Annotated in this window: 8 protein-coding genes and 1 tRNA gene; 7 read left to right on the forward strand and 2 right to left on the reverse strand. The window is 69.4% G+C overall.

Translation table 11 applies throughout. The features are described 5' to 3' along the window. The first annotated feature begins 71 nt into the window (after positions 1-71). Positions 72-1,037, forward strand: coding sequence for a ketol-acid reductoisomerase (gene ilvC, locus RMP08_RS07855; RefSeq protein ID WP_310468440.1), 966 nt, complete (start codon positions 72-74; stop codon positions 1,035-1,037). On the opposite strand, the gene RMP08_RS07860 is transcribed toward ilvC, so the two are convergent. After that, on the reverse strand, positions 1,034-1,207 hold the full coding sequence (locus RMP08_RS07860) for a hypothetical protein (protein WP_310468441.1): 174 nt from the start codon (positions 1,205-1,207) through the stop codon (positions 1,034-1,036). The genes ilvC and RMP08_RS07860 overlap by 4 nt on opposite strands. A gap of 68 nt (positions 1,208-1,275) precedes the next feature. Continuing rightward, complete coding sequence (mutL, locus tag RMP08_RS07865) at positions 1,276-3,090, reverse strand: DNA mismatch repair endonuclease MutL (RefSeq protein ID WP_310468442.1); 1,815 nt, start codon at positions 3,088-3,090, stop codon at positions 1,276-1,278. Between the two features lie 151 nt (positions 3,091-3,241). Between mutL and RMP08_RS07870 the strand changes: the two genes are divergently transcribed. The 6 genes from RMP08_RS07870 (at position 3,242) to RMP08_RS07895 (ending at position 8,883) form a co-directional block, all read left to right on the forward strand. Beyond that, positions 3,242-4,285, forward strand: coding sequence for a rod shape-determining protein (locus RMP08_RS07870; protein WP_310468443.1), 1,044 nt, complete (start codon positions 3,242-3,244; stop codon positions 4,283-4,285). Positions 4,286-4,296: 11 nt separating this feature from the next. After that, positions 4,297-5,160, forward strand: a complete 864-nt coding sequence (mreC, locus tag RMP08_RS07875; protein ID WP_310468444.1) for a rod shape-determining protein MreC — start codon at positions 4,297-4,299, stop codon at positions 5,158-5,160. Then, positions 5,160-5,681, forward strand: a complete 522-nt coding sequence (mreD, locus tag RMP08_RS07880) for a rod shape-determining protein MreD (protein ID WP_310468445.1) — start codon at positions 5,160-5,162, stop codon at positions 5,679-5,681. The genes mreC and mreD overlap by 1 nt, the downstream gene beginning before the upstream one ends. Continuing rightward, entirely contained in the window at positions 5,678-7,603 is a 1,926-nt protein-coding gene (gene mrdA / locus RMP08_RS07885; RefSeq protein ID WP_310468446.1) for a penicillin-binding protein 2, read from the forward strand. Before mreD ends, mrdA begins: the two co-directional genes overlap by 4 nt. Further along, positions 7,600-8,715, forward strand: coding sequence for a rod shape-determining protein RodA (gene rodA / locus RMP08_RS07890; RefSeq protein WP_310468447.1), 1,116 nt, complete (start codon positions 7,600-7,602; stop codon positions 8,713-8,715). The genes mrdA and rodA overlap by 4 nt, the downstream gene beginning before the upstream one ends. A gap of 92 nt (positions 8,716-8,807) precedes the next feature. Then, positions 8,808-8,883 (forward strand) — tRNA-Lys (locus RMP08_RS07895). Positions 8,884-9,151: the final 268 nt, after the last annotated feature.

Genomic DNA, 9,151 nt, shown 5'->3' on the forward strand with positions numbered 1-9,151 from the left:
AAGTCCTGCCCTTCCTTCAAACGAGCAAACCGAAGGACAGCCCTTCGACAGGCTCAGGGCGAAACGGTTTTATGGACATCCTGCGCGACGCCGACATCGACCCCGCCCCGCTCGCCGGCAAGCGCGTCGCGATTATCGGGTTCGGCAACCAGGGCCGCGCCCAAGCGCTCAACTTGCACGACAGCGGCGTCGACGTGGTGGTCGGCCTGCGCGAAAGCTCGGCCAGCGCGGCGGAGGTCGCGGGGCATGGGCTGACGGTCGCGCGGGTCGAGGACGCCGTTGCCTCCGCTGACCTCGTCATGCTGCTCGCGCCCGACGAAAAGCTCGCCACGATCTATCGCGAAATCGCGCCGCACCTGCGACCGGGCGCCGCGCTCGGCTTCAGCCACGGCCTGGCGGTCCACTTCAAGCTGATCGACCCGCGCCCCGACCTCGACGTGATCCTCGTCGCGCCCAAGGGCCCGGGCACCGCGCTGCGCTCGCTCTACGCGCAGGGCAAGGGCATGGTCGCGCTGTGGGCGGTGGCGCAGGATGCGAGCGGCTCGGCGCGCGCTATCGCCCTTGCCTACGGGCGCGCGATCGGCTGCGCCCGCGCCGGCTTGATCGCCTCGTCGTTCGCCGAGGAATGCGAGGCCGATTTGTTCAACGAAAGCGCGGTGGTGTGGGGCGCGGTGCCCGAGATCCTCACCGCCGGGTTCGAAACCTTGGTCGAGGCCGGGGTCACGCCCGAAGTCGCCTTCCTCGAATGCGTCGGCGAGTTGAAGTTGATCGCCGAATTGATCGAGGCGCGCGGGATCGCGGGGATGCGCGAGGCGATCTCCAACACCGCCGAGCTGGGCGCCACGCTCGGCGGCCCGCGCATCGTCGACGACGGGGTCAGGCAGAGGATGCGCGAAGTGTTGGCGGAGATCCGCGCCGGCCAGTTCGCCGCGGAACTGCAGAAAGAGGAAGCGTCAGGCTATCAGCGGCTCAAGGCGGCGCGGGCCAAGGCGCGCGCGCATCCGCTCGAAGCAGCGCGCAAACGTCTGGACCCCTAGCCGACGACGTCGCGCTCGGGGGCCGGCCGCTCGCCCACGCTGGCGCGCTCGAGATAGGCGCGCTGAAGCTTGAGGTGAGCCGCCGCGGCACCGCGGTCCGCCGCCGTTTCGGCGCGCTCCTGCTCCTCCGCCGCGCGCTGCGCGAAATAGATCCGGTCCTGCTCGCTCATCGCCTGCCTCCCACCGAGTTCGCGAGCATAGCATAAACGGCAAACCGTGTCGCGGTTCCGCCGCGGCATCAGCGCCGCCCGAACAGCTTTTCGATCTCGCCGTGGCCGAGCTTGACCCAGGTTGGGCGGCCGTGGTTGCACTGGCCTGAGTTGGGGGTCACTTCCATCTCGCGCAGCAGCGCGTTCATCTCCGCCACCGACAGGATGCGCCCGGCGCGCACCGAGCCGTGGCAGGCGATCGTCGCGGCGACCAGGTCGAGCTTGTCGCGCAGGCTCAGCGCCTGGCCGAGCTCGGCGATTTCGGCGGCGAGGTCGGCGAGCAGGCCCTTGACGTCGGCGCTGCCGAGCGGTGCCGGGGTGGCGCGGACCAGCATCGCGGCGGCACCGAAGCGCTCGATCTCGAGCCCCAGCGTGGCAAGCTCGGCCGCCGCCTCCTCGAGCCGGTCGCAATCGGGCTCGTCGAGTTCGACGACCTCGGGAATCAGCAGCGCCTGGCGCGCGACGTCTCCGCCGGCCCGCGCCGCGCGCATCCGTTCGAGCACCAGCCGCTCGTGCGCGGCATGCTGGTCGACGATCACCAGCCCGTCCTCGGCCTCGGCGACGATATAGGTCGCCGCGACCTGGCCGCGGGCGACCCCGAGCGGGTGGCTGGAAACCGGGGCGGTGGCGGCCTCGGCGCGCGCGGCGGGGTCGGAGCGGAACAGCGCCTGCACTTCCGCGACGCGCCCCTCCCGCTCGCGGGAGGGGTTGGGGTGGGCCTGTTCGGCGAGGGCGGCGGCATAACCTGACAAGCCCTCCCCCGGCCCCTCCCGCTCGCGGGAGGGGAGCAGGCCCGAGGTCCACATCGCCGGCGCGGCGGCTTGCTCGCGCGCGGCGCTCCTCTGCCCCGCTTCCTCCAGCGCATCGCGCAGGCCGCCGACGATAAGCCCGCGCACCGCCTGCGGGTCGCGGAAGCGGACTTCGGTCTTGGCCGGGTGGACGTTGATATCGACCTCTTGTCCCGGCACCGCGATGAACAGCGCGGCAATCGGGTGGCGGTCGCGCGCGATGAGGTCGCGGTAGGCGCCGCGCAGCGCGCCGACGAGGAGCCGGTCCTTCACCGGCCGCCCGTTGACGAACAGGAATTGCTGGTCGGCCATGCCGCGGTTGAAGGTCGGTAGGCTGATCACGCCGCTCAACCCGAGCCCGTGGCGCGCGCAATCGATGCCGATGCCGTGGCGGTCGAGCTCGTGGCTGAGCAGCTCGGCGACCCGCGCCGGCGGATCGGCCGGCTGCAGCGACAGGATCCGCCGCCCGTCATGGTCGAGGCTGAACGCGACATCGCCGCGCGCCATCGCCAGCCGCTTCACGATGTCGAGGCAGGCGGCATATTCGGCGCGCGGGCTGCGCAGGAATTTCCTGCGCGCGGGGACCTTGTCGAACAGCCCGTCGACCCGCACCCGCGTCCCGGGCGGAAGCGCCGCGGGCCCCTCCCCCGCCGCGGCGCCATGGTCGATCTCGATCCGCCAGCCATCGCCGGCCTGTCCTGAGCGCGTCGAGGGGCGCATCCGGCTCTCCAGCGTCAGCCGCGCCACGCTGGCGATCGACGGCAGCGCCTCGCCGCGGAAGCCGAAGCTGGCGACCTCGTCGATCGCGTCGGTCGGCAGCTTGGAGGTCGCGTGGCGCTCGAGCGCGAGGCGCATCTCATCGGGCGCCATGCCCGAGCCGTCGTCGCTCACCTCGATCAATTCGAGCCCGCCCGCGGCGAGCCGCACCGCGATGCTCGTCGCCCCCGCGTCCAAACCGTTTTCGATCAATTCTTTCAGCGCGCTGGCCGGGCGCTCGACCACCTCGCCCGCGGCGATGCGATCGATCAGCTCGGAGGGCAGCCGTCTTATTGACATGTTAAGGGTCCTAGCCCAATCCGAGGCGGCCCGCGAAGCGCTGATTTTCGGCGAAATTCAGTCAGCATTCAATGGGAAGAGTTTAACTCCCGGTTAAGCGGCGGCGTCAACTTCGCCGCTGAGCCGGGCAAGGCGAGAGACGGGGTAACGCATGTTCTGGGCGCGCTGGTTCAAATGGATGTCGCACGACATGGCGATCGACCTCGGGACCGCCAATACGTTGGTCTATGTCCGCGGCCGCGGGATCGTCCTCAACGAGCCGTCGGTGGTCGCGATCGAGACCATCAACGGGGTCAAGAAGGTCAAGGCGGTCGGCGAGGACGCCAAATTGATGATGGGCAAGACCCCCGACCAGATCGAGGCCATCCGGCCGCTGCGCGATGGCGTGATCGCCGACATTGATGTCGCCGAGCAGATGATCAAGCACTTCATTCACAAGGTGCACGGCGGCAAGATGCGCGCCTGGCGCTTCCCCGAGATCGTCATTTGCGTGCCGTCGGGGTCGACCTCGGTCGAGCGCCGCGCGATCCGCGATGCCGCCTCCAACGCCGGCGCCAGCCAGGTCTATCTGATCGAGGAGCCGATGGCCGCCGCGATCGGCGCCGACATGCCGGTCACCGAGCCGATCGGCTCGATGGTGGTCGACATCGGCGGCGGCACCACCGAAGTCGCCGTGCTCAGCTTGCGCGGCCTCGCCTACACCACCTCGGTGCGGGTCGGCGGCGACAAGATGGACGAGGCGATCTCGTCCTACGTCCGGCGCAACCACAACCTGCTCATCGGCGAAGCCACCGCCGAGCGGATCAAGCAGGAAGTCGGCATCGCCAAGCCGCCCGTCGACGGCATCGGCCGCACCGTCCACATCAAGGGCCGCGACCTGGTCAACGGCGTGCCCAAGGAAATCTCGATCAACCAGGGCCAGATCGCCGAGGCGCTGTCGGAGCCGGTCGGGACCATCGTCGAGGGCGTCCGCATCGCGCTCGAGAACACCGCGCCCGAGCTCGCCGCCGACATCTGCGATCAGGGCATCGTGCTGACCGGCGGCGGCGCGCTGCTGCAAGGCCTCGACGAGGTGCTGCGCGACGAAACCGGCCTGCCGGTCACCGTCGCCGACGATCCGCTGACCTGCGTTGCGCTGGGGACCGGCCGGGCGCTCGAGGAAGAGCAGTTCCGCGGCGTCCTGCAAACCGCCTGAGGGCGTGAGCGATGGCCCCGCGGATGGGCTGGTCACGGCGCGCCCAGTACGGGCTGTTCTTCAGCTTCATCGCGGCCGTCGCCGGGCTGGTCATCGGGCTGATCATGCTCGCTCTGTCGCTGCTCGCACCCAATTCCTACCGCTTTGTCCGCGGCGCCGCGCTTGACGCCACCGCTCCGGTCACCGGCGCGCTGCGCGAGGTGGTCGATACCGCCAGCGGGCTCGGCAGCGGCGCCGGCAATTACTGGGATGCGATCGCCCAGAACGGCCGCCTCAAGGCCGAGCGGGTCAAGCTCAACCAAAGGATGGTCGAAGCCAAAGCGATCGCCCAGGAAAACCGCCAGCTCAAGGCCGCGCTGCAATTGCGCGAGCGCAGCCCGAAGGCGGTCGCCACCGGTCGTATCGTCGGCTCCTCGTTCACCTCCCCCCGCCGCTTCGCGGTGCTCTCGGCAGGCTCGCGCGACGGCGTCCTCAACGGCATGCCGGTGCGCGCGCCGGAGGGGCTGGTCGGCCGCATCGTCGATGCCGGCATGGTCGCCAGCCGCGTGCTTTTGGTGTCCGACCGCTCCAACATCGTCCCCGCCCGCATGCTGCGCACAGGGATGCCGGTGATCAGCCAGGGCCGCGGGGACGGCACCGTCGACCTGCGCCCGCTCGAGGTCGGCCGCAATCCGTTCAAGCGCGGCGACATCGTCGTCACCTCGGGCACCGGCGGGCTGTACCCGCCGCTGGTGCCGATCGCCCGCGTGGTCAAGCTCGACGACGACGGCGCGATCGCCGTCCCGCTTGCCGACCCGGCGCGGATCAGCTTCGCGATGGTCGAACCGGCCTACGAGCCCGCCGCGCTCGCCGCCGAAGCGGCGGAGCCGCGCTGATGGTGCGCGCCGCTTTGTCCTCCCGCCGCCGCATCGGCCAGGGCCCGCGGGCCGGGGCGATGTACATCCCCGCCGCCACCGTGGTCGTCGCCTCCGCGCTGTCCGCGCTGCCGATCGTCGCCGCCGCCGGCTGGTACCCCGACTTCGGCTTCCTCATGCTGATTGCCTGGCGGCTGTTGCGCGGCGATGCGTGGCCGGCGTGGTGGGCGGCGCCCTTGGGCTTCGTCAACGACGTGCTGACCGGCGCCCCGATCGGCCTGTCGGTGGCGTGGTGGACCGCGGCGATGCTGATCCTCGACATCGTCGACCGCCGCACCATCTGGCGCGATTACTGGATCGAGTGGGCGCTCGCCGCGCTGCTGCTGTGCGCCAACGAAACCGCCGAATGGTGGGTCGCCGGCCTGATGGGCGCGCCGTTCGCCTATCGCTCGACGCTGCCGCCGCTGCTGATTGCGATCCTCTCGTTCCCGGTCGCGGCATGGATCGTCGGCCGGCTCGACCACTGGCGGCTCGGCCAATGAAGCTCGAACGGCGCTTTACCTCGGTCCAGCAGTCGATGGCCTTTTCGCGCCGGATGATGCTGGTGCGCGGGGCGCAACTGGCGGTCGGCGGGCTGCTCATCGGCCGCTTGGGCTGGCTGTCGGTGGCCGAGAACGAGCGCTACCAATTGCTAAGCGAGAGCAACCGCGTGCAATTGATCATCGTGCCGCCGCGGCGCGGCTGGATCGTCGACCGCAATAACAAGCCGATCGCGATCAACCGCAGCGACTTCCGCGTGGACATCATCCCCGAGCAGCTCGAGAACCCCGAGGCGACGCTGACCATGCTCGCCGGGCTGCTCAAGCTGAGCATCGACGACGTCGACCGCATCTTGAAGGAATTAAAGGCGGCCAAGGGCTACCAGCCGGTGCAGGTCGCCGAGAACGTGCCCTACGACCAATATGCCGCGGTCACTGTGCGCCTGCCCGAAATGCCCGGGGTGCAGCCAATGCGCGGCTTTTCGCGCTACTACCCGTCGGGCCCCGCGGTGGGCCATCTGGTCGGCTATGTCGGCGCCGCCTCGGCCGCCGAATATGAGAAAGAGAAGAACCCGCTGCTGATCACCCCCGGGTTCAAGATCGGCAAGGAAGGCCTCGAGGAAACCCTCGAGAAGCGCCTGCGCGGCACGCCCGGCGGCCAGCGCGTCGAATTGACCGCGCGCGGCAAATTGGTGCGCGAGCTGACTCCCAAGCCCGACGTCAGCGGCGGCACCGTCCAGCTCGCGATCGATGCCGAGCTGCAGGAATATGCCGCCCGCCGGCTGGGCGAGGAATCGGGCTCGGTGGTGATCCTCGACTGCCTCACCGGCGACATCCTCAGCCTGGTCTCGATGCCGGCCTACGACCCCAACAGCTTTTCGGACGGCATCGGCCGCACCGAATGGAAAATGCTGTCCGACGACCAGCGCCGGCCGCTGCTCAACAAGGTTTTGAACGCGCTCTACCCGCCGGGCTCGACGATCAAGCCGATGGGCGCGCTGGCCCTGCTCGCCCACGGCGTCGACCCCACCGACCGCATCCACTGCGCCGGCGGCTATGCCCTCGGCAACCGCTTCTTCCGCTGCCTCGGCCGCCACGGCTCGGTCGACATGCGCCGCGCCATCGCCAAGAGCTGCAACACCTATTTCTACGCGATGGGCAACCGCATCGGCTACGACAACATCGCGCCGATGGCCAAGCGCCTCGGGCTCGGTCAGAAGTTCGACCTGCCGGTGGTCAGCCAGAGCTACGGCACGGTCCCCGACAGCAAGTGGAAATTGAAGCGCTACGCCGACAACCAGAAACTGATCGAGCGCCCCGACTGGACCGCCTCGGACACATTGAACGCGTCGATCGGCCAGGGCTATCTGATCGTCAATCCGCTCCAGCTGGCGACGATGTCGGCGCGCATCGCCTCGGGCCGCGACCTCCAGCCGCGGCTGGTCGGGGTCGGCAAGGCGCCGCCGGCCTTGCTCGGGATAGAGCCCAAGCATCTCGAGATCGTCCACGGCGGGATGTGGCAAGTGGTCAACGGCGACGGCACCGCGGGCGCCTCCAAGCTCCAACTCGGCGGGATCGAGATGAGCGGCAAGACCGGCACTGCGCAGGTGCGCCGCCTGGCGGCCAGCGCCAGCCGCGGCCAGGGCGGCGACTGGAAATACCGCGACCACGGGCTGTTCGTGTTCTACGCGCCGTCCGACAAGCCGCGTTACGCCGGCGCGGTGGTGATCGAGCACGGGCTCGGCGGGGCGCGCGCCGCGGCCCCGGTCGCCAAAGACGTTCTGACCTTCCTGTTCGACCGCGCCAAGGCGATGGAATCGCTGACCGCGCTCGAGACGCAGTGGGGCGGCACGATGGCCGAGCGCACCGCGCGGCGCGCGGCGGCGGTCGCGGCGGCGGCGGCGGCAGCGGCGCGGCGCGCATGATCTCCTCGGCGATCATCCCCCAGCCGCTGGCGCGGCTGCCGTGGCGCCTGATCTTCCTGGTTGTCGGGATCGGCACGCTCGGCCTGCTGACGCTTTACTCGTCGGCCGGCGGCTCGGTGCAGCCGTGGGCGGCCAAGCAGGCGATGGCCCTGCTGCTGTTCCTCGGCGTCGCGGTGATGATGTCGTGGGTCAAGGAGTCGACCATCAAGGCACTGGCGCTGCCGATCTACATAGTGGTGCTGGTGATGCTGATCCTGGTCGAGATGCTCGGCTTCGTCGGCAAGGGCGCGCAGCGCTGGCTCGATTTGGGCTTCATCCGCCTCCAGCCGTCGGAGTTCATGAAGCCGGCGATCGTCCTCGTCCTCGCCCGCTTCTACGACCTGCTGCCGGTCGGCGACATCAGCAAGTGGCGCGCGATCTGGCCCGCCGGGCTGATGCTCGGCCTTCCCGCCGCCCTGATCCTGGTCCAGCCCGACCTCGGCACCTGCATCCTGGTCGTGCTCGGCGGCCTGACCGTGATGTTCATCGCCGGCCTGCCGATGCGCCTGTTCGTCGGCGGCGCCACGCTGCTCGCGCTGGCGATGCCGGTCGCTTACTCGATGATGCACGAATACCAGCGCAAGCGGGTGATGATCTTCATGGACCCCGAAAGCGACCCCTTGGGCGCCGGCTATCACATCAGCCAGTCGAAGATCGCGATCGGCTCGGGCGGCATCTTCGGCAAGGGCTTCTTGAATGGCAGCCAGAGCCACCTCGACTATCTCCCCGAGGGCCACACCGACTTCGTGTTCGCGACGATGGTCGAGGAATGGGGGCTGGTCGGCGGCGCGTTGCTGATCCTCGCCTTTGGCGCGGTGATCCGCTGGGGGATGAAGGTCAGCATGAACTCGCGCAGCCGGTTCGCCCAATTGGCCGCGGCCGGGCTGTCGGCGACGATCTTCTTCTACGTCTCGATCAATCTAATGATGGTGATGGGCCTCGCCCCGGTGGTCGGCATCCCGCTGCCTCTGGTCAGCTTCGGCGGCTCGGCGGTGATGACCGTCATGCTGTGCCTCGGCATGCTGATGTCGTTCGAGCGCCAGCAGCGCACCACCTCGCGCCTCGCCGGCTAGCGCGCCCGTGCGGTTGCGCCGCGCCGGACCCCATGCTACCGGCGCGCCGCGCGCTGCCGCCACGGCCGCCGCGCACCGCCTCTCTTTGGCATGGACGCATAGCTCAGTTGGTAGAGCAGCTGACTCTTAATCAGCGGGTCCTAGGTTCGAGCCCTAGTGCGTCCACCATTTTCCCCGGTCAGCCCGCGTCAGCTTCGCGACGTGGCTCAATTGGGCGATGGTCCGCCTCAACCGGCCGTTCGGGGGCGCCAAAACCATCGCCTAACGCGCGTTTGTCCCGGCCGCCTGCATCGCCATGAACTGATCGACCATCACCAGCCGCTCGGCGATGTCGATCCGGTATGGCGCATCGCGTGGTGCCAGCGACAATGCCAGCAACCATGCGCGCTTCGCCGCCGCCAAATCGCCAGCCCGGGCATGAGCCATGCCGAGGAAG

It is taken from the genome of Sphingomonas sp. (assembly GCF_031426035.1).
In the GTDB taxonomy this organism is placed as follows: domain Bacteria; phylum Pseudomonadota; class Alphaproteobacteria; order Sphingomonadales; family Sphingomonadaceae; genus Sphingomicrobium.

Coding starts and splice junctions, on each gene's coding strand:
- mreC (WP_310468444.1), top strand. CDS start 4,297: ATGGCCCCGCGGATGGGCTGGTCACGGCGCGCCCAGTACGGGCTGTTC.
- mreD (WP_310468445.1), top strand. CDS start 5,160: ATGGTGCGCGCCGCTTTGTCCTCCCGCCGCCGCATCGGCCAGGGCCCG.
- RMP08_RS07860 (WP_310468441.1), bottom strand. CDS start 1,207: ATGAGCGAGCAGGACCGGATCTATTTCGCGCAGCGCGCGGCGGAGGAG.
- rodA (WP_310468447.1), top strand. CDS start 7,600: ATGATCTCCTCGGCGATCATCCCCCAGCCGCTGGCGCGGCTGCCGTGG.
- mrdA (WP_310468446.1), top strand. CDS start 5,678: ATGAAGCTCGAACGGCGCTTTACCTCGGTCCAGCAGTCGATGGCCTTT.
- RMP08_RS07870 (WP_310468443.1), top strand. CDS start 3,242: ATGTTCTGGGCGCGCTGGTTCAAATGGATGTCGCACGACATGGCGATC.
- mutL (WP_310468442.1), bottom strand. CDS start 3,090: ATGTCAATAAGACGGCTGCCCTCCGAGCTGATCGATCGCATCGCCGCG.
- ilvC (WP_310468440.1), top strand. CDS start 72: ATGGACATCCTGCGCGACGCCGACATCGACCCCGCCCCGCTCGCCGGC.